This window comes from Enterobacter sp. E20, from assembly GCF_000801755.2.
Classification (GTDB): domain Bacteria; phylum Pseudomonadota; class Gammaproteobacteria; order Enterobacterales; family Enterobacteriaceae; genus Enterobacter; species Enterobacter asburiae_B.
The window spans coordinates 1,365,103-1,391,828 of the sequence record NZ_CP012999.1; the positions used below are offsets into that span (position 1 = coordinate 1,365,103).

Consider the following 26,726-nt stretch of genomic DNA (forward strand, 5'->3'; position numbering starts at 1 on the left):
CGCTCCTTAATCCAGTCGCCGTTTGGTTTTCATCCACGTCAACCCAATAAACATCGCCGCTGACGCCATTAAAAACAGCGTGTTGACGATCAGCACCACCGGAATATTCCCCGCCAGGAACAGGCTTTGCAGCGTGCTCACAAAGTAGCGAGCCGGAATAACATAGGTCACGGCGCGGATCACCGCAGGCATACTGTCTATCTGGAAGATAAACCCGGACAGCATAATCGACGGTAAAAAGGCGGCGTTGAGGGCCACCTGCGCGGCGTTGAACTGGTTGCGGGTGATGGTGGAGATGAGCAGCCCCATGCCCAGCGTGCTGAGTAAAAACAGGCTGGTGATAAAAAACAGCACCACCAGCGAGCCGCGATACGGCACGCCGAGGATAAAGACCGAGACAAGCATACAGAGCAGCATCGCCAGCATGCCGAGGAAATAGTAGGGGATGAGCTTGCACAGCAGCAGCTCGACGCGCGTCACTTCGGTAGAGAGCAGCGCCTCCATGGTCCCGCGCTCCCACTCGCGGGCGATCACCAGCGAGGTCAGGATCGCGCCAATCACCGTCATGATAATCGTCACCGCGCCCGGAATAATAAAGTGCTGGCTGATGGCGGCGGGGTTAAACCAGTCGCGCGTCTGCACGTCGATCAGCGGTTTAAATTCTTCACCCCGGTCCTCCGCGCGCTGCATCTGCCACAGCTGCCAGATCCCCTCCGCGTAGCCCTGTACAAAGTTGGCGGTGTTTGGCTCGCTGCCGTCGGTAATCACCTGGATCGGCGCGTCGGTATTTGCCCGCGCCATGTTGGCGGCGAAATCCACCGGAATGACGATCAGGCCGCGAATTTTCCCGGCCTGCATTTTCTGGATCAACTCCTGCCTGTTATCGCTGATGGTGGCGTCAATGTAGGGCGATCCGGTCATGGCGTGAGTAAAGTCCAGGGCATCCTCACTCTGCTGCTCCAGCAATATCCCGACCCGCAGCTTGCTGGAGTCCAGGTTAATGCCGTAGCCAAAAATAAACAGCAGCAGCAGGGGGATGACTACCGCAATCAGCCAGCTGCTGGGGTCACGCACGATCTGCCGCGTCTCTTTAATGCACAGCGCGCGCACCCTGCGCCAGGAAATGGCATTACTGCGCATGGGCATTCTCCTTATCCCAGTCGTGGATGAGGGTGATAAACGCCTGCTCCATGGTCGGATCCGGAACCTCATCGTTGGCGGCCTGGTTTTTCAGGTCGTCCGGGGTACCGTGGGCAATCAGCTTGCCGCGATACACCAGCCCGATGCGGTCGCAGTACTCCGCCTCGTCCATGAAGTGGGTGGTCACCATCACGGTCACCCCTTTTTCCACCATGCTGTTGATGTGCAGCCAGAACTCGCGGCGGGTAATGGGATCAACGCCAGAAGTCGGTTCATCAAGAAACAGAATATCCGGCTCGTGCATCAGCGAGCAGGCCAGCGCCAGCCGCTGCTTAAAGCCGAGCGGCAGCTCGTCGGTGGCGTGGGAGGCGATGTTGGTTAAGGCGAAGGCATCGCTCATGCGGCGGATTTTCTCGTTCTGCGCCCGCCCGCGAAGGCCGTACACGCCGGAGAAAAAGCGCAGATTCTGCTCGACCGTCAGGTTGCCGTACAGGGAAAACTTCTGCGCCATATACCCGAGATGCTGGCGCGCCTTGCCGGAGCTGACCTTCAGGTCCATATCCAGCACCAGCGCCTTGCCGGACGTCGGCACCAGCAGGCCGCACATCATCTTAAAGGTGGTCGATTTTCCCGCGCCGTTCGGTCCGAGCAGGCCAAAAATTTCCCCCCGCTTCACCGCAAAGTTGACGTTGTCGGTGGCGGCGAAATCCCCGAACTTTTTGGTGAGGGATTTGGCTTCAATCACCGTTTCGCCCGGCGTGCCTTCCACCGTATGCAAAATGGCGGCAAGCGGCGACTCTGAGGTACCCGCGCCGCCCAGCAGGTCGATAAACGCGTCCTCAAAGCGCGGCGCGGTCTCTTCCATCTCGATCTCAGGCATGCCGGGCGCCTGGCGAATATCGTCGACGGTGGCCTCTTTTTTGAGGATCACACGTACCGAGCGGCCCTGGATCATCCCGTCGCTGACCTGCGGCAGCCTGAGCACCCGCTGCAGCAGCCTGCGGTTAGACTCCTGCGGGCTGTGCAGCAGGAAGCTGCGCCCGGCCATGCTCTGCGTCAGCGTCGTCGGCTCGCCCTGATAAAGCAGTTCGCCTTCGTTCATCAGCAGCACGTCCCGGCACTGTTCCGCTTCGTCGAGGTAGGAGGTGCTCCAGAGGATCAGCATCCCGTCGCCCGCCAGCTCGTGCACCATCTGCCACAGTTCACGGCGCGAAATCGGGTCTACGCCGACGCCGGGCTCATCCAGCAGCAGCACTTTCGGCTCGCCAACCAGCGTGCAGGCCAGCCCCAGCTTCTGCTTCATCCCGCCGGAGAGCTTGCCCGCCAGCCGGTCGGTGAACGGGCCGAGGGTGGTAAACTCCAGCAGGCGCGCGAAGGTTTTCTGCCGCGTTTCGCCGGTGACGCTGCGCAGGTCGGCGTACAGGTTCAGGTTTTCCATCACCGTCAGGTCTTCATACAGGCCAAACTTCTGCGGCATATAGCCGAGCATGGCGTGAAGGGCTCCGTCATCCTCGATCGGGTCAAGACCGAGCACGCTGGCGCTTCCTTCATCCGGCTTGAGCAACCCCGCCAGCATCCGCATCAGCGTGGTTTTACCGGCGCCGTCCGGACCGACCAGCCCGGTCACATAGCCTTTCTGGATAGTGCAGTTCAGCGGCGCGACGGCCGGTTTGTCCATTCCCGCGAAGCGTTTAACCAGATTGTTGAGCTGAATAACCGCGTCATTCATGTCGTTCCCCGTTGTTCACTTTTACGGTGACGGGCATGCCCTGACGCAGCGCGTCGTCCGCATCGGTCACGATGATGCGCAGGCGATACACGAGGTCGGTACGCAGATCAGGTGTTTCAACGGTTTTCGGCGTGAATTCGGCAGTAGGGGAGACAAAGCCCACTTTGCCGTGATACGGCTTGTCCGGGCGACCGTCGGTATAGAGCAGCAGCTCGCGGCCCGGCTGCATCTGGCCGAGGTTCGGCTCATCAACGTAGGCGCGTACCCAGACCGGACGGGTCAGGGAGAGCGTTAAGACTGTGCTGCCGGCGCTGAGCATGCTGCCCGGCTCCACGGCGCGGGTCATCAGCATGCCGTCAGACGGCGCGATTAAGGTGGTGTCGTGCAGATCCAGCTCTGCCTGAGCCAGCTGCGCCTGCGCCTGTTCAAGGCTGGCTTTCGCCTGGGCGATATCCTGCGGGCGGTTACCGGTGTGGTACTGGCTTAATTTATCCTGCGCGGACTTCAGCGTGGCCTGCGCCTGGTCGCGGGACGAGCGCGCATTTTCCAGATCGTTAGCGGAAATGGTGCGGCTTTTCCACAACCCCTGCTGGCGCGCGTAGAAGTTCTGCGCGTAGTCATAGGCGGCTTGCGCCTGCTTAACGGCTGCGGCGGCCTGGGCGATCTCTTCGTCGCGATAGCCAGCCAGCATCAGGTCATACTGCGCCTGGGCGACGGACACCCCCGCTTTGGCCTGCAGCAGCGCATTCTCATAGGGCGCTTTATCCAGCATCCCCAGCGTCTGCCCGCTTTTAATGGCATCGCCTTCGTCCACGCTCAGCGAGGCGAGACGTCCGCCCACGCGGAAGCTCATGTTCACCGTGCGAATATCCACGTTGCCGTACAGCGTCAGGCCTTTATCCTGATGGCTCTGATACCACAGCCATCCACCGACTCCGGCAGCAAGCAAAACAACAACCACCAGAATGATGGCGACAGGTTTTTTCATGACTTCAGGCTCCTTTGCGTTAAGCCTTGCAGGATTAGATCGACGTGACAGGCGATGACCTTACTAATCTGCGCGGCTTTATCCTCATCAAATTGTGTCCAGCCGGTGCGTAACAGGATGGTTTCCCTGCCCAGACGGAAGGCAAGGATTTCACCCAGCAGGGCGTGGGTATGCAAAACTGTCTCGGTATCACTGGCGTCCCGACCGGTATAGGCGGCGATCAGCCGGGTCAGGTGCGAGTGCATTGGCTCAATCACCCGATCGTGTACCCGCTGGTAGGCGACGGTCGGGGAGAGCTGCTCCCGGGAGATAAACTTGCTCAGGTTGAGCGTATCGTCGTGCGTCAGCAGGCGGATCATATCGTGGCAGGCATTGAGAATAAGCTGGCGAACGGCGGCGCGATCGGGCGACGGCTGGCCGAGCAGCGCGGTGGCTTCCTCAACGTGCGGGTGAAACTGCGTGCCGATAAAATCGGCGATCCACTCGGCGCAGGCGAGGTATAAATCCTCTTTTGAGCCAAAATAGTAGGTAATCGCCGCAATGTTCTGCCCGGCCAGCGCGGCAATATCGCGCGTGGTGGCATGCAGCCCGTACTCACCAAACTGCGCCAGCGCGGCGGCGATAAGCTGATTTTTGGCCTGTTCACCTTTGGTTGTTGTGGGGGTCGTATTCATGGCGGCATTAAGAATTAATCAATCGATTGATTAAGATTATGCCTGATTCACGCTAACGTCGAGGGAACGCTGAGGGATATTTTATGCGCCACGTCACAAAAGCTGCTACACTCCGCTCCTTCGCGACATTGTGGTTTTTGTCCTCCCCTATTCGTTATATCTCCCTGAAAACTACACCTGTGATGGTCGGGGCGGTTCGGAGTTTTTATGTCTTTTGATTCCCTTGGCCTGAACCCGGAAATTCTGCGCGCGATCGCAGAGCAGGGCTATGTTGAGCCAACCCCAATCCAGCAGCAGGCGATCCCCGCCGTTCTGCAGGGCCGTGACCTGATGGCGAGCGCCCAGACCGGTACCGGCAAAACTGCGGGCTTTACCCTGCCGCTGCTGGAACTGCTGGTAAAAAACCAGCCGCACGCCAAAGGCCGTCGTCCTGTCCGCGCCCTGATCCTGACCCCAACCCGCGAGCTGGCGGCGCAGATTGGTGAGAACGTGCGTGACTATAGCCGCTATCTCAACATTCGTTCGCTGGTGGTTTTCGGCGGGGTAAGCATCAACCCGCAGATGATGAAGCTGCGCAGCGGCGTCGACGTTCTGGTTGCGACTCCAGGTCGCCTGCTGGATCTGGAGCACCAGAATGCGGTGAAGCTGGACCAGGTTGAAATTCTGGTGCTGGACGAAGCCGACCGCATGCTCGACATGGGCTTTATCCACGATATTCGTCGCGTGCTGGCCAAGCTGCCTGCGCGTCGTCAGAACCTGCTCTTCTCCGCGACCTTCTCCGACGAGATCAAGGCGCTGGCGGAAAAGCTGCTGCATAACCCGCTGGAAGTGGAAGTGGCGCGCCGCAACACCGCCTCCGAGCAGGTGACGCAGCACGTTCACTTTGTGGATAAAAAGCGCAAGCGGGAACTGCTCTCCCAGATGATCGGCCAGGGCAACTGGCAGCAGGTGCTGGTCTTTACCCGCACCAAGCACGGCGCCAACCACCTGGCGGAACAGCTGAACAAAGACGGCATTCGCAGTGCGGCGATCCACGGCAACAAGAGCCAGGGCGCGCGTACCCGTGCGCTGGCTGAGTTCAAATCCGGCGACATCCGCGTGCTGGTGGCGACCGACATCGCCGCCCGTGGCCTTGACATTGAAGAGCTGCCGCACGTGGTGAACTACGAGCTGCCAAACGTGCCGGAAGATTACGTTCACCGTATCGGCCGTACCGGCCGCGCGGCGGCAACCGGTGAAGCGCTCTCTCTGGTCTGCGTGGACGAGCACAAGCTGCTGCGCGACATCGAGCGCCTCCTGAAGAAAGAGATCCCGCGCATCGAAACCCCGGGTTACGAAGTGGACCCGTCGATCAAAGCCGAGCCGATTCAGAACGGTCGTCAGGGCGGCGGTGGACGTGGTCAGGGCGGCGGCGGTCGCGGTCAGCAGCCGCGTCGTGCCGAAGGCGGCGCGCCGAAATCATCCGGCAAACCGCCGCGTCGTAACAACGACAGCAAACCGGCGGGTGAAAACCCGTGGCGCAGCGGCGAGGGGAAACCGGCAGGAGAAGGGCAGCGTCGACGCCGCCCGCGCAAGCCTGCTAACCCGCAGTAATCTGGAAGCCCGGTCGTAAAGCCGGGCTTTTCTTTTTGCGGCAGCGAAGAGAAAGTGCCACAATAGTGGCTGTTTATACAGTATTTCAGGTTTTCCAATGGCTTTAACCGCTGCGCTCAAGGCGCAAATTGGCGCATGGTATAAGGCGCTACAGCAGCAGATCCCCGACTTTATCCCCCGAGCGCCGCAGCGGCAGATGATTGCTGACGTGGCAAAAACGCTCGCCGGGGACGACGGGCGACATCTGGCGATTGAAGCCCCAACCGGCGTCGGGAAAACCTTGTCGTATCTTATTCCCGGCATCGCGATTGCGCGGGAAAAGGACAAAACGCTGGTGGTCAGCACCGCCAACGTGGCGCTGCAGGATCAGATCTTCAGCAAAGATTTACCCCTGCTGCGCAAAATCATCCCCGATCTGCGGTTTACGGCAGCCTTTGGGCGCGGGCGTTATGTATGCCCGCGCAACCTGGCGGCGCTGGCCAGCAGCGAGCCGAATCAGCAGGATCTGCTCGCGTTTCTGGATGACGAGCTAACGCCAAACAATAAGGCCGAGCAGGAGCAGTGTGCAAAACTCAAAGTCGAGCTCGACGGCTATAAGTGGGACGGCCTGCGGGATCACACCAGCCAGGCCATCAGCGACGACCTGTGGCGCAGGCTCAGCACCGACAAAGCCAGCTGCCTGAACCGCAACTGTCACTACTACCGCGAGTGCCCGTTCTTTGTCGCCCGGCGCGAGATTCAGGAGGCGGAGGTTGTGGTCGCAAACCACGCGCTGGTGATGGCGGCGCTGGAGAGCGAAGCGGTGCTGCCGGAGCCCAAAAACCTGCTGCTGGTGCTCGACGAAGGCCACCATCTGCCGGACGTGGCGCGGGATGCGCTGGAGATGAGCGCCGAAATCACCGCTCCGTGGTTCCGCCTGCAGCTGGATCTCTTCTGCAAGCTGGTAGCGACCTGCATGGAGCAGTTCCGCCCGAAAACCACGCCGCCGCTGGCGGTGCCGGAGCGGCTGAGCGACCACTGTGAAGAGGTCTATAGCCTCATTTCATCTCTGAACAACATCCTGAATCTTTATCTTCCAGCAACCCAGGAAGCCGAACACCGCTTTGCGATGGGTGAGCTACCGGAAGAGGTGATGGAGATCTGCCAGCAGCTGGCGAAACATCTGGAAAAGCTGCGCGGGCTGGCGGAGATGTTCTTAAACGATCTCAGCGAGAAAACCGGCTCGCATGACGTGGTGCGTCTGCACCGCGTTCTGCTGCAGATGAACCGCGCGCTGGGGATGTTCGAAGCGCAGAGCAAGCTCTGGCGGCTGGCCTCGATGGCGCAGGCGTCCGGCGCGCCGGTCACCAAATGGGCCACCCGCGACGTGCGGGACGGGCAGGTGCACCTCTTTTTCCACTGTGTGGGCATCCGCGTGGCAGATCAGCTGGAAAAGCTGATCTGGCGCAGCGTGCCGCACGTGGTTGTCACCTCTGCCACGCTGCGTTCCCTGAACAGCTTCTCAAGGCTGCAGGAGATGAGCGGGCTAAAAGAGAAAGCGGGCGACCGTTTCGTGGCGCTGGACTCACCGTTTAACCACTGCGAGCAGGGAAAGCTGGTCATTCCGCGCATGAAATTCGAGCCGCTCATCGACAACGAAGAGCAGCACATCGCGGAAATGGCGGCCTACTTCCGCGAGCAGGTCGAGAGTAAAAAGTACCCCGGTATGCTGGTGCTGTTTGCCAGCGGGCGGGCGATGCAGCGTTTCCTCGAACACGTCACCGATCTGCGTTTACTCCTGCTGGTGCAGGGGGATCAGCCGCGCTACCGGCTGGTGGAAACCCACCGTAAGCGCATTGATAACGGCGAGCGCAGCGTGCTGGTGGGGTTGCAGTCGTTTGCTGAAGGCCTGGATTTGAAAGGCGACTACCTGACGCAGGTGCATATCCATAAAATCGCCTTCCCGCCTATCGATAGCCCGGTGGTGATCACCGAGGGGGAGTGGCTGAAAAGCCTCAACCGCTATCCGTTTGAGGTACAGAGTTTGCCTGCGGCGTCGTTTAACCTGATTCAGCAGGTCGGGCGCTTGATTCGTAGCCACGGCTGCTGGGGCGAGGTGGTGATTTATGACAAACGTCTGCTCACCAAAAATTACGGCCAACGGCTCCTGAACGCGCTGCCGATCTTCCCGATCGAACAGCCGGAAGTGCCCGAGGTAAAAAAACCGCCGGTCAAACTGACCGCAGGGCGCAAGAAAAGCCTCCGTGCTAAGGGGCGCGGTCCTACTGGTAAATGAAGGTCACCTGCACCACGCTGCTGAACGTTCCTGCCGTGACCGGCAATGAGGTGGCGTAATAGCGGGCGGCCAGCGGGAAATCCGCCGTGTGATTGTCCTGGTTGATCAACACGCTGAAGCTGGCGTCCGGGGCAAGCGAGATCTGATCCTGCGGGTCGGCAAGCTCCAGCGCCAGTCCTTTCGCGGTTCCGGTGCTGGCGAATTTAGTCGGATGAATACTGTCTGGCTGACCGTGAAAGGTGGCCGTGGTCAGCACGGAAGTGGTTGGGCATTTCGACAGGGTTAAGTCGAATGAATGCCATTGTCCGGTATCGCCCACATCCTTAAAATCGCCGGCATTCGCTTTGCCCAGATTGACCGTCAGGTTCTGGCTGGCGCTGTCTACCTGGCAGGCGTTGGCGTAAATGTTTCCGCGAATATCGAGCTGAATCTCTTCCGCCAGGCTCTGGCTGGCGACTCCAAGGAGTAAAAGGGCTAATAAGGTTTTCATTTGTAGGCCACCGTAATGGTTGCGACGGCATTCGCCGTTCCGGGCGTCACCTCCGAACTGGTTTGTTCGTAAGAGACGCTGAAGGGATATTGCGAGCGGATATTGGCATAGGCGGTAAAGGTATTCATATATTGCCCGAAAACAGGTATCTGACCGTTAAAGAGCATTCTCACCCCCACGCCGGTCGCCACGCCGTTTTCCGGCGTTAATTTGATCACGCCAGGAAAATTCGTTTCATAGCCATTGGCGCTGGTGATCATCATTTCCGGCTGTACATCCTGATCGCAGAGCATGTCGATATTGAATACCGACTGGGAGACCAGGGTTCCCGGACCGGTAAAACGGCTCACCGGAAAATCCCCCAGCGTGACGGTCAGAGATTTGGGTGATACGGTGCAGGTGACTGCTTTAACCACCACGTTACCTGAGTAGGAGAGGGTGTTTGGATAACTCAAGCTTTCTACTTGCTCAACACCAAAGCCAAATTGTGTATTACTGGATGTGAGTGTACCGGCGGTTACCACCTCGCTGGTTTTCACCAGTTCCAGCGAGACGTCGAAGCTAAACGCAAATGAACCATCGCTACCGCTCGAATCAGACACTTGACCCACGGAAGACTTAGTTGTGCAGATTTGGTCTGCTGCTCCCATCACGCGCTCCCCTTTACTGTTTCGGAGCGACACACCGATCCCGGCAACACCCGACTCATAAACACCAGGGATATTGGGAGTCTCTCTACCCAGGCCGTGGTAACAGGCAATGATCTGACGGCCTGCGTCTTCGGCTGTATAGCAGCCCCCCGCAATGTGAGCCGAACGTTCCGTTCCCGGGATGGTCTCTCCCACGGGAAGGCTGGTAGGTACTGAAATAGACGCTAACGACAGCAGCGCTGGTAAATTTGGTGAGACACAGTTGGCCTTTGCGTGCGGCATGAAGAGTGCTGCCGTCGCCAGAACTAAAAGTAAGAAAAACGATTTTGCTATCTGCATTATGATCGGTCCGGTGTTAATCAGTGACACTGCGCGGCAGCGTTAATAATGTTGGTGTCATCCTTCTCTTGCGTCAGGGCGTAATCGGCGACGCAATGCTCGCTCGCCTCCTTGCCCCACGAAACGAAAAGGCGTCCTTGCTGCGGCAGTCCGGTGAGATACACCTGGCCGTCGTTACCGACGATAAATTCGCTGCTCTTGTCTTCCGTGGTGACCGTTGCGCCAAAGGGCAGCGGTTTGTCTTTCCAGGCCAGCGTCATTAAGACGCGGTTGCCCACGCGAGTATCGAAGCTGGCGCGAACTATCGCGCCGCGCGTTGGTGTTACCGTCTGCGAGGCGTGTGTCACGTCGGCATCGTCTGGCAGCGTCTCGGTATCCAGCGAAATTGGGTTGTGACGCCACGGAGTGACAAAGGGCACCAGCGTATAGCCGCGATAGTCCGTTTCCACGCCCGTCTGGTTGGCAACGTGCGTGCCGTGCGTTCCCGGCGCTTTAATCAGCACCACGGTTTCGCCCAGGGTCTGACCAAAGGTGACGCCGTCAGAGTGGGCGACGATGCCGCCCTGGATCCCGGCGTTCACGGTGTACTGATGGCTGTCCTGGCTTACGCCGCCGCGCACTTCACCGTAGGTGCCTTTGTAATCCGCATTCATACTGGTGGAGGTGTTGTTATTGGCGCTGTCCAGTCCCTGCTGAACGTTCCAGCTCAGCTTGTCTCCCTCCAGCGCGGTACCATTCAGGCCCAGGTTGTGGGTGGTGCCGTCTTTACTGTTGTTCAGGCTGTAGTTTGCCCAGGTGTTAGGCAGCCAGCGGTCGAGCGGAACCGACACGTTAAGGCCGATTTGTCGGTCATAGCTGATGGATTTACCGTCCTCGTCCGTGTCGTCGCTGTTTTTATTGATGCTGTAGCTCAGGCTATAGCTCACGCCGTGCCAGCTATTGTTGTAGTTAACGCTCAGGGAGGTCATATCCTGACGCTGGCTCCAGTAACTCTCTTTCACCAGGCTTAGCGTCACCGAACCCCACTTTTCGCCCAGCGTCTGGTCGACGGTGGCCTCCGCCCGTGCGCGGCGCTGCTGTGGAGCGGACCAGTCGTTTGCACTGGTCCAGGACTCCATGGTGTCCTGCAGGGTGTAAAAGCCTTTGCTGTTGTAGCGATAACCCGCCAGCGAAAAGTGAGTGCCGGTCGCGATAAAATTTTTGCTGTAGCGCAGACGAAGGGATTGCCCTTTGCTGGTTTTGCGCTTTTTCAGTAACGCTTTGGCGCGGGTAACGTCTACGGAGAACGCGCCGAGGTCACCAACGTTTTTCCCTGCGCCGAGCGCGGCGGAGTGGTAATGCGAACTCTGCTGCGTACCGCCGTAAACGGTGACGCCGTGTGGCAGGCCATAGATGGCGCTGCCCTGGGCGAAAGGGGTCTTCTCAACCTCTTTATCGTATGAACGATAGCGCCCTGCAGCGACGCTGTACTTGAGGTGTTTTTCCCGCTGCAGCACCGGCACGGAGGCAAACGGCACCACGAAGTGACTCTCGCTGCCGTCGGTCTCTTTTACCGTGACGTTCAGATCGCCGCTGCTGCCGGTGGGGTAGAGATCGTTAATCTCAAACGCGCCGGGGGCGACGGTGTTTTGGTAGATAACGTAGCCATTCTGGCGAACCACCACCTGGGCGTTACTGTGCGCCGTACCGCGTACCACCGGGGCATACCCGCGCTCGCTGTCCGGCAGCATGTCGCTTTCGGTAGCCAGCTGCGCGCCAGTGTAAGAGACACTGTCGAAAACGTCGGCCTGGGTGCTGCTCTGTCCCACGGTCAGCTCGCTCTTCAGCCCCACGATATCGCGCTGGGCATAGGTATAGACCGGGGTCAGCTTGCCGTCGCCCTGACCGCCATCCGAATTGTGGTTCCAGGTGCTGTAATTTCGCACGCGCCAGGCACCGGTGTTAAAACCGGGGCGCAGGTTAATAAACTGGCTGCTGTTGTCCGCTTTCCCATGCTGGCGGGCGTGGCTTTGGCTGGCGTTAACGCTATAGTTCAGGATGCCCGCGGTGATCCCTTCGTCATAATCTTTCGGATCGATATAGCCGCGAGGCACCTGGCCCAGCGCCGACTGGGGAATACTCAGCAGTAGTTGCTGGTTTTTGATACGGAAAGTCGCCGAGGCCGAAGGGATGGCGCTGAGATCCGCGCATTCCCCTTTTGCCGCCAGCTTTGGATAATCTTTGGTTTTGATGCCCAGATGCGTTAATTCATCCAGACTCAGGCATGGCTGCAGGGAATCATTTCCCTGCGCATCTTTTTGTAATGTAAAAAGGACGTCACGGGTGTCGATTTTATTGTTATTGACGAACATCGTGACCTGATATTTACCTGGCGCCTGACCGGGACCGTTTTCATAAACAGAGAGATCGGTCTTTGCCTGCTCTGGATTATCAATATCCAGCAGGGCAGGGTTAAAATAATCATCAGCGTGGGCCTGCAGCGCGCAGCATGTCACCGCTATCCCACAAAAAGTGGGCAGCATTTCACGCAGTCGACGTAATAGCGGCTTAGTTGTGCTGTACATGATTATCCAGGCGTCAAATAGAGTATTAACGAACGGATGCAGACCAGGTTTTACTGATGCTTCCGTAATCGTTAATGACCGACCAGCTTACGGTGTTACCGCCCATATTTGCCGGAAGGGCAAAGCGGGTAGAGGTATCTGGCACAGCCCAGGTAGCTTTTGCCACTTTTTGGCCGTTCAGCGTTACGCTCTGGAAATTCATATAGAAAGGCGTGGGGTTGTTTACCACCAGATCATTGCCTTCGCGGTGCCATTCCAGTTTATCAGCCACTGCTTCAGGTTTGCCTTTAATCGATGCAGGGCGATACAGCAATTTAATACGGGTATTAATGGCTATTTGTAATGTATTAACGCCCTCTTCATGGCTTGAAGAAGGAATGGCTTTAATATTTAACCAGTACAACGACTCGCGATCTTCTGGCATATTTCCGCCGGTGCGCACCACGCGCAGCACGTTATCCTCTTTAGCGTTCAGACGGAACAGCGGCGGGGTAATCAGAAATGGCGCTTTACCGCCTTTTTTCAAACCGGTATCCACCCAGGACTGTACCAGATAGTTAATATCATCCGGATTGGAAATCCCAATCGAAGACTCTTTTTTCTCTCCCTGATAAACCAGTCGGGTGCCATTAATAATCACACCTGCGTGGGCTGTTACTGCAGTCAGTAAAAGTGCGCTTAATAAATAACTGTGTCGCATAAATCTGTCTCAAAGAAAGAGGAGATATTAACCTTCGCGTGAAGGCGAATATCTCCTTATTGAACGTGTCAGTTATAAATAACTGTAAAAGTAGACGCTGAGTTAGCCTGGCCGGCAGTGATCGATGCCTGAGTCTGAATATAACGTGCGCCAAACTCCAGATTATTTACCGTCGTGCCAGCAGCTAAAGGATACTGCTTTGAAGGCGTATATAAACTGACGGGCTGTTCGGAAGAATCAACCAGCTGAATCGCCACGCCAGTTGCCGTCGTCGCACCCGGGGTCAAGGCCAGCGTGGTGTTATTATCCGCATCTGGCGTACCGCCGAAGTTGATGGCTGCCGACGTGACCGTTTCCGGGCAGTTTTTTAACTGAATATCAAATTTCGTTAAGGTGCTGGTAGAGCCTGCGCCGGTAAACGCTGTTTTGGAGACTTTGCCCAGCGCAACATTCAGCGGACTGCTTAAGCCGTTAACCACCTGACAGGCGGAATCGATAATTTCACCTGTGAAGTTAATTTGCCCTTCACCGGTGGATGCTGCGAAAGAAGATGCAGAGCATCCCAAAGCGGCAGCAATGAATAAACCTAAAGTGACTTTTTTCATATTTAAACCTGTATGTTTCTCCTTTCGACATCTGCATCCCGCATTATTCGAAGTTATGTCTCAACTACTCACCGCTGGCTATTTAATCAGAAAATTCAGGCCGGGGAAGGTCCCGCGCGGCTTCCAAATAATTCAATTAATTCTTGAAAAATAATTTTTCTTACTAAAACAAATGATTATAAAAAACCGCAGGGTGGGCAAAAAAACTAACAGCGGAGTCATCATCAGGGCTATATTGTTGATAACCTGCTGTAAGGAGAAATGTCGTGGATTATCGTAAAATTATCAAAGAGGTAGGCAGAGGCAAAAACCACGCCCGCGATCTGGACCATGAAACCGCGCGTGCGCTTTATACCCGCATGCTGGAGGGCGACGTCCCCGACCTGGAGATGGGGGGCATTCTGATCGCGCTGCGTATCAAAGGCGAAGGTGAAGCGGAGATGCGCGGCTTCTATGATGCCATGCAGGCGCAAACGCTGCGCTTAACGCCGCCGGTGGCGAAACCGATGCCGATTGTGATCCCGAGCTATAACGGCGCGCGCAAGCAGGCAAATTTAACCCCGCTGCTCGCTATCCTGTTACACAAGATGGGGTTCCCGGTGGTGGTGCACGGCGTTAGCGAAGACCCCACCCGCGTGCTGACGGAGACCATTTTCGGGATGCTGGGCATTGAGCCAACGCGTCATGCCGGCCAGGCGCAGGCGAAGCTGGATGGCCATCAGCCTGTTTATATCCCGGTCGGCACACTCTGCCCGCCGCTGGAAAAGCAGCTCGATATGCGCTGGCGCATGGGCGTGCGCAACAGCGCGCACACGCTGGCGAAACTTGCCACGCCGTTTGGCGAAGATGCCGCCCTGCGTCTCTCCAGCGTCTCGCACCCGGAATACGTGGCGCGCGTGGGGCAGTTCTTTGAGGCAATTGGCGCAAGGGCGTTGCTGATGCACGGCACGGAGGGCGAGGTTTATGCGAACCCGCAGCGCTGCCCGCAGGTGATGCTGATTGATTCTGCAGGCACGCGCGCCATTCTTGAGCGCGGGGAAGAGAATAGCGGTGTGATACTGCCTGAGGCAAAAGATCCGCATACTACAGCCCACTGGATTGAGCAGTGCCTTGCCGGAAATGTTCCTGTTCCGCATTCGATCAAGCTGCAGATGGCCTGCTGTTTGCTGGCTACCGGAGAAGTGGAATCCGTTCAGGCCGGGCTTGAACGCGTGGCGCAGGCGTTTTAGACAAAAAAAGCCCGTCCAGTGGCGGACGGGCAAGCAAGGGTAACAACAACAGGGTCAATGAGGGTGGAGCAGCTCACCAGAGGGTATGGCGAGGGTACAGCATTCATTCAGTCGATTATTTGTAGATAACCGCGGTACCGCTCAGCTTGTTATTGCCGTTAGCGGAGGTAATGGTGTATCCGCTTGCGCCGGCAGCAGCGGCTTTCTCAGCCAGTTTGGCTTCCAGACCGTCCAGCGTGGTGGCGCCATCAGCACTGACCACACCAACTTTGTTCATGTTCTGTGCCTGAGTAGAAGAGACAGGCTCTACGGCGAAAGCGCCGAAAGACAGAGCGGACAGGGCAACAGCAGCTACAGCATATTTGATGGTTTTCATAATTAATCTCTCGCAGGTGTTTCTGTTAAGGGGACGATGTTCCGTCGATGTGATAAGTATCACGGTTTTTTACGAGAGATAAAATCGAAGAGAATTGACGTGGTTGCTCAAAAAAATTGAATGACAAATAACTTATTGAATATTAATAAATTCAAAGTGCCGCTTTACACTTCTTGTGGATGCGCTTTACAGAAGCGATACGAAGGGCACGTTTTGCTACGCGTCTGGCTAAAAACCGTGAGCGTAAAGGAACGTGCGGGCTCGGTTAGCCCGGGTAAAGTAAAGTCAACGCAACTGGCTGTCTTTCGAACCTCTGCGATTATATCCCGAGTGTGATGCATTTTTTGAATCTTTATGCTGCTGGCAGGCAATGCAAAGCCGTACGCCGGGAATGGCTTTTCGGCGCGCCTCCGGAATAGGTTCTCCGCATTCTTCGCATTCCGTTAAGCTTTCGCCGCGCGGAATTTCACCGCGGGCACGCGCAACCGCATCTTCAATTGTACTGTTGATCTGTTCGTTAACAGCGTCGTCATTTGCCCAGCCGGAAGCCATAGCGTCCTCCTGAAATCGGTTTAGGCCATACGTTTACTATGGGGTTAAAAAATGAACAATCAAGGCGAAGGGAGAAGAGAACTGCACCTGTGTGGCAGATGCAGTGTGTTGGCGTGTCGTGGGGTTACTTGTAGATGGTCGCGGTGCCAAACATATGGTTATCGCCGCTGGCGGAATTAATCTCGAATCCTTTTGCACCTTCCTGACGGGCTTTTTCGGCGAGTTTAGCCTGTAGGTCGTCAAGGTTACTGGCACGGCTTACCGAAACGGTGCCCGCAGGGCGTAGCTGGCTGGTGTCAGTACTCTGGGTCAGCGACTGGACGGCCATGGCAGAGAAGGACGCGGTCGCCAGGGCGGCTGCGATAACAGCAAGGGTCAGGTACTTTTTCATAATCACATCCTCATGAGGAAACAACAGGTGATTCCCTTTAAGTTTAGAAGCCTGACGAGTGTGACTTAGCGCAAATATTTGATGATGATCTGCTTATTTTTTGAACGATATAAATTGACAATTCGCTGACGGATCATAGACATAAAGGTGTTTGATTTATGGCTATTTTTTGAACGCCGCAGAGAAAGATTTACCGTTGGGCCAGCAAAGGGTATCTTACGCCGCTGTTTAAAGGAGAATGCCATGACTGCCCAAAAGCCGGGATTGCACCCGCGAAATCGCCACCGCAGCCGCTACGACATGAACGCGTTATGCCTGAGCTGCCCGCCGCTGCAGGACTATCTTGTTCAGACCCCAGCGGGTGAGCCCTCGGTTAACTTTGCCGACCCACAGGCGGTTAAAATGCTGAACAAAGCCCTGCTGGCGCATTTTTACGGTGTGGCTCACTGGGATATTCCGGAAGGCTTTCTCTGTCCACCCGTGCCGGGCCGCGCGGATTACGTTCATCACCTTGGCGACCTTCTTGCCGAAGGCAATGAGGGTGTCGTTCCACAGCAGGCCACCATTCTGGATATTGGCACCGGGGCGAATCTGATTTACCCGCTGATCGGGGCGCATGAATATCAGTGGCGCTTTACCGGAAGCGAAATCGGTGACGAGGCCTTTGCCAGCGCCCAGGCGATTATCAGCGCTAACCCGGGATTAAGCCGCGCCATTCGCCTGCGTCGTCAGAAAGATGCGGCGTCGATCTTCAACGGCATTATTCACAAAAACGAAAGCTATGACGCCACGATGTGCAACCCGCCGTTCCATGATTCGGCGGCATCGGCCCGTGCGGGCAGCGAGCGCAAGCGCCGTAACCTGGGTCAGGCTGAAGACGCCGCGCTGAACTTCGGCGGACAGCAGCAGGAGCTCTGGTGTGACGGGGGCGAAGTGGCGTTTATCCTGCGCATGATTGCGGAAAGCAAACAGTTTGGCCGTCAGGTGAAGTGGTTCACGACGCTGGTTTCCCGCGGGGATAACCTGCCGCCGCTCTACCGCGCGCTGACCGAAGCGGGCGCCGTAAAAGTGGTGAAAAAAGAGATGGCGCAGGGGCAGAAACAGAGCCGGTTTATCGCCTGGACGTTTATGGACAATAACAAACGTCGCAAATAGCACCCTGCCGTAGGCCGGGTAAGGCGAAGCCGCCACCCGGCTCGGTTACAGCGTCGGCTCCTGCGGCGGGAGCGGCGATGCGGGCGGCGGCAATACCTGATACGTCTGCACGGGCATCCGCACGTTCGCCAGATCGAAGTGTTTTTTCACCATGCTGTCGAGGGCAAAGCGCACCGTCCATTGCTTCAGCGGCTGGGTGGTGAACGACACGCGCAGGGTAAACGCCGTGTTCGTCAGCCCGACGATGCCGGCAAATGACGGCTCTCCGATCACCAGCCCGCGGATATCCTCCATCTCCATCAGTTCTTCTACCGCATCGCGCAGCGCCTGCTTCGCTTTGTCCGCATCCTCGTGGCGATCCACATCATAGTTCGCCACAACGGAACCAATCCCGCGCACAAAGTTGGCGAAGGTGGTGATCGAAGACCAGGGGATGATGTGGTAGGCCCCGGTGTCCTGACGCACGCCAACCGAACGGATGGACATCCTCTCCACGGTGCCGGTTAACGGTCCGATGGTCACCAGATCGCCCGTGTTCATCCCGTTTTCAAACTGAATGAAGATGCCGGTAATAATATCCTTCACCAGCGTTTGTGAGCCGAAGGAGATGGCCAGCCCCAGGGCACCGGCACCCGCCAGCAGCGGGGCAATATTCACGCCGATTTCCGACAGCACAATCATAATGGTGATGGTGCTGATAATCACCGCCAGCGCGTTGCGAAACAGGGTGAGCAGCGTTCTTGCCCGGGCGCTGGGCAGGGGCCTGCCGTGAATATCCGATACGAGGCGGTTCTCAATAAGGCTCGCCAGCAGCGTCCAGCCGACGGCGGAGAAGAACAGGATCAGCGCGATGCGAATCAGGATGTCGACCGTTTTTTCACCCGCACCGTTGTGCAGCCAGTTCCAGAAATCAAACAGGCTCCAGGCATTCAGAAGCAGCATAATCGCCACGCAGACGGTGAGAATGCGCGCCACTTTGAGCGATACCGACATCCAGCCGTTTACCCGCTTTTGCAGTTCCGGGTAATTACGCTGCACCTGCGGCGACAGGGTGATGGTTTTCGAGATCCATCGCGACAGCAGCCCCGACACAAAGGCCGCGATGCCGATAATGGCCAGGCTTTTGAACGTCGCCCCCATCATAAATTTCAGGCTGTTGCCCGGGTCAAACAGCGAGAAGAAGCACAGCACGATGAAGTAAGCGCTTGCCAGCCAGTGCCACACCAGGGCGAACGCGCGAATAAAGAGGCTAAAGAACGAGAGGGAGCGATCGGCCAGATTCAGCAGGCTTTGGGTAATGGTTTTTTTGTTGTGGAAGATCAGATACAGCGACCAGACGGTAATGCAGATCATGATCAGCACGTTTGCCAGCGCGCCAAACTGGACGTTTACCTGGTTGGAGATGATCGGCACGGCAACCAGCAGGCCGTAGCCAATCAGCCCGCTGAGCACGCTGAGGCGCAGCGCCCAGTACTTCGCGCTCGCATCCCGAATGGAGAAAGGCCGCAGCTCCGGCACGTGCGGACAAAAGAGTAACCGCAGCAGCGCCTTGAAGAACTCGATCAGGGCAAAGGCATTCAGGAAAAGCGACTGCTGGAAGGCGATGGTTTTGTTGCCTGCATTCAGCCTGTCGGCCAGCATCTGGCCTAAAAACAGCGTCAACGCCAGCAGCAGTAAATCGATGATAAACGCTGAGGCTATCATCAACGGCAGGTGCAGCCAGCTGCTTTTATGCTGATTCTTCCTGCGTCCCCATTGCCCCATTTTGCGGTACAGCGGCCACGCGCACAGACGCACCAGCCAGTAAAAAAGAAATACCGCACCCGCCAGCATCAGGAACTGCGTGGCGGCGGCGGTAAACGTTTGCGGGTTAAACGGCTTGTGCGGGGAGCCAATCAGGTTGCGGTACAGCTGAGCGAAGCGTGAGGAGAGCGCTTCTCCATAGTGGCGGCTCACGTCGGTGACGTTTTCCAGCACCGTTTTTTGCTCCTCAACCTGCGGCGGGGTGAGGGTTGGCACCGACTCCTGCGGCGGCGTGGCGGCGGCTTTGCGCAGCTGGCCAATGAGCTCCTGCCGGGAGGTGTCGTTTTCAAGGACGTCGGCAAGCGCACCGTAGGCGGCTTTTTTCTGTTCAACATCGGGTTCCGGAGGCGGCGTATTTTGCTGGGTCGCAGGGGTTGCGGTGGTCACGCCGGGGATCGCGACGGCGAACGAAGGCGCACTAAACAGGCTAATCAACAGCAGCAGGATCCACGGCACGGCGTCCTCCGGTGAAAATGTCGAACAAAATGATAAGTATAGAAGTCGAGGCGAGGAGGGGGATTTTTGGGAACAATCTGGCGTAAAAAAGCCGGGCAAGCCCGGCTCAGCGTAAAGCGATGGATCAGGAGACGTGCTGCAGGAACTCCTGCAAACGCTGGCTCGGCGGGTTCGCAATCAATTCCTGCGGGTTACCGTCTTCCGCGATACGGCCTTTATCAATAAAGATCAGGCGGGACGCCACTTTCTCGGCAAAGCCGATTTCGTGGGTTACGATAACCATCGTCATCCCTTCTTCCGCCAGATCCTGCATGACTTTCAGCACCTCGTGGCGCAGCTCCGGGTCGAGTGCGGACGTAGGCTCATCAAACAGCATCATTTTCGGTTTGACCGCCAGGGCGCGGGCAATCGCCACACGCTGCTGTTGACCCCCGGACAGTTCGGAAGGGAAGTGGTGCGCACGTTCTGCCAGGCCGACTTTCGCCAGCAGATCTTTTGCCAGCGCTTCCGCCGCCGCTTTGCTGGCACCGCGCACGCGCAGCGGGCCAAACATCACGTTTTCCAGCGCCGTGAGGTGCGGGAACAGGTAGAACTGCTGGAACACCATGCCCGCTTCCTGACGAATCAGACGGTCGTCCACTTTCGGATCGTTCACTTTCAGGCCGTCGACGATCAGATCGCCGCTGGTGATCTCTTCCAGCTTGTTGATGCAACGCAGCAGGGTGGATTTACCGGAGCCGGATGGCCCAATAATCACCACCACTTCACCCTGTTTAATGTTCAGATCGATATTGTGCAGCACCTGGGTTGGGCCAAAGTGCTTGGAAACGTTTTTAAATTCAATCACAGGATTTTCATCCTTCTTTCAAGACGACGCAGAACGAAGCTCAGAACCAGAGTAATGATCAGGTAGACAACGGCTACCGCACTCCAGATTTCCAGCGCGCGGAAGTTGCCAGCAATGATCTCCTGCCCCTGGCGGGTCAGCTCTGCCACGCCGATAACAATGAACAGCGACGTATCTTTAATGCTGATGATCCACTGGTTACCGAGCGGCGGCAGCATGCGACGCAGCGCCAGCGGCAGAATAACGTGGCGGATCGTTTCGCGACGAGAAAGACCTAGCGCCAGACCGGCTTCACTGAAACCTTTATGAATCGACAGCACCGCACCGCGGGTGATTTCCGCAATGTAGGCGCCTGAGTTGATCATAATGGTGACGACGGCTGCGCTGAACGGGTCGATGCGCAGGTCGGTGAACGCCATAGGCAGGGCGAAGTAGATGAACATGACCTGCACGACAATAGGCGTGCCGCGGATCACTTCGATGAAAACCAGTGCGATGTGGTTTGCGATCCAGCCGCCGTAGGTGCGGGCGAAACCGGCGACAAGACCGATAATCAACCCACCAACCAGACCCAGGACCGAAATCCACAGGGTCATTTTAGCGCCTTCAAGCAAGAGTGGAATGGCAGGCCAGATGGCGCTCCAGTCAAACTGCATGATAATTTCCTGTTACTGTTACCGTGTTTCAAAAATAGCAGGGGCGAAAGGTCGCCCCCGAGTGAACGTCATTTTTACGTCTTATTATTTAGGCTCGGTACCGAACCATTTTTTGTAGATTTCGTTATAGGTGCCGTTCTCTTTCAGCGTTTTCAGCGCGCCGTTAACTTTCGTGCGCAGGTCGTCGCTGCCTTTCGGGAACGCGATACCGTACTGCTGCGCTTCCAGAGACTCGCCAACGGCTTTGAACTTGCCGTTACCGGCTGTCTTAATGAAGTACAGGATGTTAGGCGTGTCGTGCAGAACAGCGTCAGCACGGCTGGTGCCGAGTTCCATGTACGCGTTGTCGATGTTCGGGAACTGACGCAGGTCTTTGGTTTTGATATTTGCTTTCGCGTAATCAACAGAACCGGTGCCGCTCTTCACTGCCACCACTTTGCCGTCGAGATCTTTCACGCTTTTTACGTCGTTATTATCGGCTTTGACCATGACCAGCAGGCCGCTTTTGTAGTAGCCGTCAGAGAAGTCGATCGCTTTTTTACGTTCATCGGTAATGGTGATGCCTGCCAGCGCCAGATCAACGTTTTTGGTTTGCAGTGCCGGGATGATGCCGCTGAAGTCCATAGGCTTCAGGGTGTAATCCAGCTTGAGTTCTTTTGCGACAGCGGCCCACAGATCCACATCAAAACCAACGTATTTATCACCCTGTTTGAATTCAAACGGAACGAACGCCGTGTCGGTCGCCACAACCAGTTTGTCGGCAGCCTGAGAGGACACTGCAAAAGCCAGGGTAAGTGCAGCCAGTGAAACTTTTAATACAGACTTCATAGCATTTCCTTTTATATCCACGGGGCGATCCCCTGCGAGAACAGGTGGCACAATGAAAAAATCGTGCCAACTTTACAAGCTATTGTTTTGCAAAGGGGATGATGTCATGCATTGCACAATAAATGGGGCAATGAGGCTTTATTGCACCAAAGTGGAGCACCGTTTTGGTGCGCTTCGTTTGGCTCAACTGACGGGGAGATATTTAGCGTAAATTCTGACGAAAAAACAATCTTCCGTTAACGGTTGTGTGAGGTGATTATTACATTTCGTTCACTTTTGCAGGTGTGCAGACAAAAACTGTGCACCATAGATGTGCAAAACCCTCGCCGGAGGGCGAGGGTTTGATAGAAAATTCGTATGAATTATTCGATGTTAGATTCGATAAACCACAGGAACTGGTCCAGGTCGCGGGAGGCGGCGGTGAAAATGTCTGCGGTATCTTCGTCTTTGGCTTCGCCGATCGCTTTGCGCACGTCATTGGCCACAATCGCGTAGCGGTCCGCCAGCTCTTTCAGGTGATCCTGAACGGTATGGATATCCAGCGGATAACTCTTCAGTGGCGTTTTGCTGTTGATCACCTGCGTGGTACCCAGCGCCACGCCGCCTAACTGCACGGCACGTTCAGCCATCGTATCGAGGTGGGTCACCAGTGCTGTGCGGAAGCCATCCAGCATTTCATGAACGGCAATAAAGTTTGCACCGCGCATATTCCAGTGGGCCTGTTTGGTGATCAGCGAAAGATCGATGAACTGGATCACCTGGCGATTCAGCAACTCAATGGTCGCTTTTTTGTCGCTATCCGATACATCGTTACGGGTATAAAGCAGATTAGACGCTTTCGTTTTCACCAGTTTAGCGGTACTCATAATCTCATATCCTCTTGATGTTTATGTCCCAGGTAATTACGGAACTAAGTATAGCACCGGATTTTTTCTCTGCGGTTTGGCTGTGCCTATCGGTTTAATAGCGAGAAGTGGCTTGTGAATTTAATTCATTGAAATGAATGGGTAATTTTAAAATTGATACAGATCAATCTTAATTGCTGGATGGGGAAGTAAACGCAGAGGGATATTTCGAAAATAGCGCAAAGTGTGTAAGAAATTATAACGACTGTCTTTCTGGCCTTTATTCTGCATGGCATGGAAGCCATGCAGAATATATGGCCTTAGCTGATATCCACTTTCTCAACTTTAGGTTCCGGGCGCATGGTGAGCGTCGAGCCCATTGATGCCGCGATAATCGAGCAGAGCGCCAGCGTCTGGGTCAATGTCAGGGTTTCGCCGAGAAACACCATTCCGGAAATGGCGGCTAGCGCAGGCTCCATGCTCATCAGGGTGCCAAATATACGCGTCGGCAGACGCGTAAGGGCAATCATCTCCAGAGAGTAGGGGAGTGCGGTAGAGAGAATCGCGACCGCCAGCCCGATGGGCATGACGGACCATTGCCAGATAGATTCGGTCGCCTGCGCCATGCCGATAGGCACGAAGACGATGGCTGCGATCAGGGAACCTAACGCGACGGTCGCCGGACCGTGCTCTTCTCCTGCACGCTGGCCCGTAAGTATATAGACGGCCCAGCAGGCGCCAGCACCCAGCGCCAGGGCTGCGCCCGTCAGATCGATCTCAGCGACGCTCTGGCCCAGCGGCAGCAGGAACCATAAGCCCAGAACGGCTAACACGACCCAGATAAAATCGACCGGACGTCGCGAGGAGAAAAGCGCCACCGCCAGCGGGCCGGTAAACTCCAGCGCGACGGCGATCCCCAGCGGTATCGTCTGAATAGAAAGGTAGAACAGATAGTTCATTGCCCCGAGGGAAAGTCCATAAAACAGCAGGGGTAAACGCTGCTCCTTTTTGAAGCGCAGACGCCAGGGTTTGAAAATGACCACCAGTATCGCCGTGCCCAGCACGATACGCAGGGCAGTCACGCCTGGCGCACCAACCAGCGGGAAAAGTGATTTTGCCAGCGAAGCACCGCTTTGAATGGACAACATGGCAATGAGTATGACTGCCACCGGCAACCAGACCGACGACGTGCGGGATAACCCAGGCATCCTTTCTCCTGTCAGCTTATGTCAAATGAGGTAAAGGTTGCAGTGTAAAGGAAATAAGCGGCAACGGTTGAGGCGCTGTTGAAAAAAAACCGTGTCAAATCCGTAAAATGGTTAAGCGCTGGTGGATTTATCGCCTGATAGATTAGGAATAATCTGGATGAATGTAACGGCGCGTACGCGCAATATGCGCATTTAGTAGTGAAAATTGCATGTGATTTGAAAGAGATAGCTGATGCTGGAAACGTTCTGTTACAGGAAAGGTTTCATTAGACATCACGAATCACAAAGAGTTTCGCAAAATTTTTTGATATATTTAAAACTTACGGACTTACTTGAAGCACATTTGAGGTGGTTATGAAAAAAATTGCATGTCTTTCAGCACTGGCCGCTGTACTGGCTGTTTCCGCAGGTACCGCTGTAGCTGCTACTTCTACTGTTACTGGTGGTTACGCTCAGAGCGACTATCAGGGCGTGATGAACAAAGCTAACGGTTTCAACCTGAAGTATCGCTACGAGCAGGATAACAACCCACTGGGCGTGATCGGTTCTTTCACCTACACCGAGAAAGATCGTTCTGAAAACGGCGCATACAACAAAGGCCAGTACTACGGTATCACCGCTGGTCCAGCTTACCGTCTGAATGACTGGGCGAGCATCTACGGTGTTGTAGGTGTTGGCTACGGTAAATTCCAGCAGACTGAAAACCAGAGCGAAAGCCGCACTGCAAGCAACAGCGACTATGGCTTCTCCTATGGCGCAGGCCTGCAGTTCAACCCAATCCAGGACGTTGCTCTGGACTTCTCCTATGAGCAGAGCCGTATCCGCAACGTTGACGTTGGCACCTGGATCGCTGGCGTAGGTTACCGCTTCTAATCACTTCGGTGATTAAATAAAAAATCCGCCCACTGTGGCGGATTTTTTTTTGAAGGTAAAAGCAAAACGGCAACCCCAGGTTGCCGTTTTTAGTGTTTGTTCCCTCTCCCCGTGGGAGAGGGCCAGGGTGAGGGCATCAGTCCGCACGAGACGGCAATTACTTACTCTTAATATCAAAAATATCCGTACCCAGATGGTTATAGTCAACTTTCTGTAACTTGAAGTTGGTAACGTAAACTGGGGAAGCTTTTTTGTTAGAGACAAACGGGTAAGCCGTTTTTATCTGCTCGGCTGTAATTCCCGTCCACTGCGAGAAGAACTGCAGGAAATCATTTGCCGAACGGCGCGCTTTAATCACGCGATGCGTTTTATCGTCGCTCGACAGCACCATAAACGGCACCTGGAAGTTCTGCTGGAACTTGTCATCGTGCGCCAGATACTGCACCTCTTTACCACGCTCTTTAAATGCCAGCCCGTGATCCGAGAAATAGACCATGGAGAAGCTGTCGCCCGTATTGCGTAGCTGATCGTACAGCTTGCTCAGCAGGTCGTCGGTTTGCGTCATGGTGTAGAGATAGCAAGAGGTCTCTTTGGACTGCACGAACTCCGCGTACTTCCCGCCGGTCCGATCGCAGGCCTGCGGGTGCGATCCCATCAGGTGCAGGACGATCAGCTGAGGCTGGGTGCGCGGAGTGGCGAAGACCTGTGCCGTCATTTTCAACAGCGCTTCGTCTTTGGTATTTTTGTCGGCTTCAAAGTCGCCGTTCTTCAGGAACTGCACTTCGTCGGCACGTTTGGCGATACTGGCGATGGCCGTATCGTATTCGCCAATCTGCCCCTGATTGGAGAACCACCAGGTCTGATAACCCGCGCGGTTTGCCAGGGTGACAAAATTATCCTGATACTGGGGTTTGCCGTCGACGACACGGTTTAGGGTCAGGCCGAGCGATTTCTGCGTCGAGCCGCTGGCCGCGACATAATCGGTAAACAGCGTGCCTTTAACCGAACTGGCAAACGGTGTGTTATCCCAGTGTCCGCCGAAGGCTCCCATTGCATCGCGACGCGCACTTTCGCCAATCACCACCACATAGGTGTGATATTTCGGCTTAACGGCCAGCACGTTCCAGGTGTCTTTCATATTGGAAAGCTCAGCCATGCGCGCCTGCTCGTCGAGAACCTCTTTATTATTGACAACGACGTCCTTCACGAAGCGGAAAACCGGATAGCCGATATTGGTGAGCCTTAGCTTACCGTCCCAGGGAATATTCTGGATGGGAGCGACAAACGCCACGGCAACGCTGAACACCAGACAGAGTATTTCGATCTTACCCCAGGGTTTTTTCTCGCCCGGCTGACGGCGGATGGCGATGACGCCCAACGCGAAGATAAAGATCCCGACCACGTAGCTGTACCACGGGAAGATCGTCAGGATCTCCGTTGACTCTTCCATATTGGTCGAGTGCAGCGCCAGCAGGGTATTAAAGTTTGGCGAGCCGTAAGCCTGACCAAACGGGAAATAGAGTGCAGCGACCAGCGAGCAGATCCCGATTAACGCTTTTTGCACGCGCGGTGCGGTTCGCCACAGCACATGCAGAACGCAGGTGAAAGCCACCGCGTAGAGCAGACTAAAGGGATAACCCAGCGCAAAGTTAATCAGCAATGACTGCAAAAAGTAAAAACCCGTCCACGGGCTTAAGGCCCGGCTGCGGGTCACAACGGTATCTATCAGGGTTACATTCATAGGTCACTATCATGGATGA

The 26,726-nt window shown here is 55.9% G+C and carries 24 protein-coding genes; 5 read left to right on the plus strand and 19 right to left on the minus strand.

Annotated features, from left to right (window positions below; translation table 11 throughout):
• Nucleotides 1-6 precede the first annotated feature (6 nt).
• Genes NI40_RS06370 through cecR form a run of 4 tightly spaced genes read right to left on the minus strand, consistent with a single transcriptional unit; the run spans nt 7 to nt 4,531 of the window.
• Complete coding sequence (locus NI40_RS06370) at nt 7-1,140, minus strand: ABC transporter permease (protein WP_039261396.1); 1,134 nt, start codon at nt 1,138-1,140, stop codon at nt 7-9.
• Complete coding sequence (locus NI40_RS06375) at nt 1,130-2,869, minus strand: ATP-binding cassette domain-containing protein (RefSeq protein WP_039261399.1); 1,740 nt, start codon at nt 2,867-2,869, stop codon at nt 1,130-1,132. The genes NI40_RS06370 and NI40_RS06375 overlap by 11 nt, the downstream gene beginning before the upstream one ends.
• The gene (gene hlyD, locus NI40_RS06380) at nt 2,862-3,857 is read right to left on the minus strand and encodes a secretion protein HlyD (protein WP_039261400.1); all 996 of its coding nucleotides are present in this window, start codon (nt 3,855-3,857) and stop codon (nt 2,862-2,864) included. Before hlyD ends, NI40_RS06375 begins: the two co-directional genes overlap by 8 nt.
• On the minus strand, nt 3,854-4,531 hold the full coding sequence (gene cecR, locus NI40_RS06385) for a transcriptional regulator CecR (RefSeq protein ID WP_039261402.1): 678 nt from the start codon (nt 4,529-4,531) through the stop codon (nt 3,854-3,856). The genes hlyD and cecR overlap by 4 nt, the downstream gene beginning before the upstream one ends.
• A 207-nt stretch (nt 4,532-4,738) precedes the next feature.
• Here cecR and rhlE point away from each other — a divergent pair, with 207 nt between their 5' ends.
• Together rhlE and dinG are read left to right on the plus strand one after the other, a co-directional pair.
• Complete coding sequence (rhlE, locus tag NI40_RS06390) at nt 4,739-6,124, plus strand: ATP-dependent RNA helicase RhlE (protein ID WP_033144989.1); 1,386 nt, start codon at nt 4,739-4,741, stop codon at nt 6,122-6,124.
• Nucleotides 6,125-6,221: 97 nt separating this feature from the next.
• Entirely contained in the window at nt 6,222-8,399 is a 2,178-nt protein-coding gene (dinG, locus tag NI40_RS06395) for an ATP-dependent DNA helicase DinG (RefSeq protein ID WP_039261404.1), read from the plus strand.
• On the opposite strand, the gene NI40_RS06400 is transcribed toward dinG, so the two are convergent.
• From NI40_RS06400 to NI40_RS06420, 5 genes are all read right to left on the minus strand, one after another.
• Complete coding sequence (locus NI40_RS06400; protein ID WP_039261406.1) at nt 8,386-8,889, minus strand: fimbrial protein; 504 nt, start codon at nt 8,887-8,889, stop codon at nt 8,386-8,388. The two genes, dinG and NI40_RS06400, sit on opposite strands and share 14 nt — an antisense overlap.
• Nucleotides 8,886-9,878 carry a fimbrial protein gene (locus NI40_RS06405; protein WP_033146508.1) on the minus strand — a complete coding sequence of 331 codons (993 nt, stop codon included), beginning with the start codon at nt 9,876-9,878 and terminating at the stop codon, nt 8,886-8,888. Before NI40_RS06405 ends, NI40_RS06400 begins: the two co-directional genes overlap by 4 nt.
• A 20-nt stretch (nt 9,879-9,898) precedes the next feature.
• On the minus strand, nt 9,899-12,442 hold the full coding sequence (locus NI40_RS06410; RefSeq protein WP_080338135.1) for a fimbria/pilus outer membrane usher protein: 2,544 nt from the start codon (nt 12,440-12,442) through the stop codon (nt 9,899-9,901).
• 25 nt (nt 12,443-12,467) lie between these two features.
• Entirely contained in the window at nt 12,468-13,142 is a 675-nt protein-coding gene (locus NI40_RS06415; protein ID WP_039261409.1) for a fimbrial biogenesis chaperone, read from the minus strand.
• Between the two features lie 68 nt (nt 13,143-13,210).
• A complete protein-coding gene (locus NI40_RS06420) occupies nt 13,211-13,747 on the minus strand; it encodes a fimbrial protein (protein ID WP_033144993.1) in 537 nt (178 codons plus the stop codon).
• A gap of 266 nt (nt 13,748-14,013) precedes the next feature.
• Here NI40_RS06420 and ybiB point away from each other — a divergent pair, with 266 nt between their 5' ends.
• On the plus strand, nt 14,014-14,976 hold the full coding sequence (gene ybiB, locus NI40_RS06425) for a DNA-binding protein YbiB (protein ID WP_039261411.1): 963 nt from the start codon (nt 14,014-14,016) through the stop codon (nt 14,974-14,976).
• A gap of 115 nt (nt 14,977-15,091) precedes the next feature.
• On the opposite strand, the gene ybiJ is transcribed toward ybiB, so the two are convergent.
• The 3 genes from ybiJ to bhsA form a co-directional block, all read right to left on the minus strand.
• Nucleotides 15,092-15,352: a DUF1471 family protein YbiJ gene (gene ybiJ / locus NI40_RS06430; protein ID WP_023310874.1), complete on the minus strand. Its 261-nt coding sequence runs from the start codon at nt 15,350-15,352 to the stop codon at nt 15,092-15,094.
• 285 nt (nt 15,353-15,637) lie between these two features.
• Nucleotides 15,638-15,904, minus strand: a complete 267-nt coding sequence (locus tag NI40_RS06435) for a DksA/TraR family C4-type zinc finger protein (RefSeq protein ID WP_039261413.1) — start codon at nt 15,902-15,904, stop codon at nt 15,638-15,640.
• A gap of 124 nt (nt 15,905-16,028) precedes the next feature.
• Nucleotides 16,029-16,295, minus strand: a complete 267-nt coding sequence (gene bhsA, locus NI40_RS06440) for a multiple stress resistance protein BhsA (protein ID WP_039261415.1) — start codon at nt 16,293-16,295, stop codon at nt 16,029-16,031.
• A gap of 243 nt (nt 16,296-16,538) precedes the next feature.
• Between bhsA and rlmF the strand changes: the two genes are divergently transcribed.
• Nucleotides 16,539-17,450, plus strand: coding sequence for a 23S rRNA (adenine(1618)-N(6))-methyltransferase RlmF (gene rlmF / locus NI40_RS06445; RefSeq protein ID WP_039261419.1), 912 nt, complete (start codon nt 16,539-16,541; stop codon nt 17,448-17,450).
• Between the two features lie 45 nt (nt 17,451-17,495).
• Here rlmF and ybiO read toward each other — a convergent pair whose 3' ends face one another.
• The 6 genes from ybiO to rhtA all read right to left on the minus strand — a co-directional run bounded on the left by ybiO (nt 17,496) and on the right by rhtA (nt 24,093).
• Nucleotides 17,496-19,709 (minus strand): mechanosensitive channel protein, encoded by a 2,214-nt coding sequence (gene ybiO, locus NI40_RS06450; protein WP_039261420.1) that lies wholly within the window; start codon nt 19,707-19,709, stop codon nt 17,496-17,498.
• A gap of 124 nt (nt 19,710-19,833) precedes the next feature.
• Nucleotides 19,834-20,556, minus strand: a complete 723-nt coding sequence (gene glnQ / locus NI40_RS06455; protein ID WP_032641580.1) for a glutamine ABC transporter ATP-binding protein GlnQ — start codon at nt 20,554-20,556, stop codon at nt 19,834-19,836.
• Entirely contained in the window at nt 20,553-21,212 is a 660-nt protein-coding gene (glnP, locus tag NI40_RS06460; RefSeq protein WP_003858462.1) for a glutamine ABC transporter permease GlnP, read from the minus strand. The genes glnQ and glnP overlap by 4 nt, the downstream gene beginning before the upstream one ends.
• 84 nt (nt 21,213-21,296) lie before the next feature.
• Nucleotides 21,297-22,040 carry a glutamine ABC transporter substrate-binding protein GlnH gene (glnH, locus tag NI40_RS06465; RefSeq protein WP_033144999.1) on the minus strand — a complete coding sequence of 248 codons (744 nt, stop codon included), beginning with the start codon at nt 22,038-22,040 and terminating at the stop codon, nt 21,297-21,299.
• Between the two features lie 362 nt (nt 22,041-22,402).
• On the minus strand, nt 22,403-22,906 hold the full coding sequence (dps, locus tag NI40_RS06470; protein WP_010428924.1) for a DNA starvation/stationary phase protection protein Dps: 504 nt from the start codon (nt 22,904-22,906) through the stop codon (nt 22,403-22,405).
• Nucleotides 22,907-23,205: 299 nt separating this feature from the next.
• Nucleotides 23,206-24,093, minus strand: coding sequence for a threonine/homoserine exporter RhtA (gene rhtA / locus NI40_RS06475; RefSeq protein WP_023334998.1), 888 nt, complete (start codon nt 24,091-24,093; stop codon nt 23,206-23,208).
• Nucleotides 24,094-24,447: 354 nt separating this feature from the next.
• Between rhtA and ompX the strand changes: the two genes are divergently transcribed.
• Nucleotides 24,448-24,966, plus strand: coding sequence for an outer membrane protein OmpX (gene ompX, locus NI40_RS06480; RefSeq protein WP_023310884.1), 519 nt, complete (start codon nt 24,448-24,450; stop codon nt 24,964-24,966).
• Nucleotides 24,967-25,123: 157 nt separating this feature from the next.
• Here ompX and NI40_RS06485 read toward each other — a convergent pair whose 3' ends face one another.
• Nucleotides 25,124-26,707, minus strand: a complete 1,584-nt coding sequence (locus NI40_RS06485) for a phosphoethanolamine transferase (RefSeq protein WP_039261427.1) — start codon at nt 26,705-26,707, stop codon at nt 25,124-25,126.
• Nucleotides 26,708-26,726: the final 19 nt, after the last annotated feature.